This window comes from Bacillus cereus group sp. N12, from assembly GCF_016483575.1.
Lineage (GTDB): Bacteria > Bacillota > Bacilli > Bacillales > Bacillaceae_G > Bacillus_A > Bacillus_A toyonensis.
In genome coordinates this window covers 1-231 of record NZ_JAEHBO010000296.1, presented here as the reverse complement: position 1 = coordinate 231, position 231 = coordinate 1, and the positions used below count along the sequence as shown (strand labels likewise).

The following is a 231-nucleotide window of genomic DNA, read 5'->3' as shown; positions in this document are numbered from 1 at the left end:
GGATATGAAAATGGAAAAATATATAGTTAGCAAGCTTCGGAGCACCAGTTGTGTTTTCGCAGAAGATGAGACCCGGTTACTTATTTCAGAGGCACTAACTCCCGAGGACCTTATGAAAATGGTAGAAATGCGAGTCAACGGTTTACCTCTGGAATACGTTGTTGGATATACGGAGTTCTGTGGTTTACGAGTAGAAGTGGATCGAGGCGTTTTTGTACCGCGTAAACGTAC

1 pseudogene is annotated in these 231 nt (G+C 43.3%); it reads left to right on the top strand.

From position 1 onward, the window contains the following. Positions 1-10: 10 nt before the first annotated feature. Positions 11-231 (top strand): annotated as a pseudogene (locus JDS92_RS30550) (putative protein N(5)-glutamine methyltransferase); the annotation flags it as partial.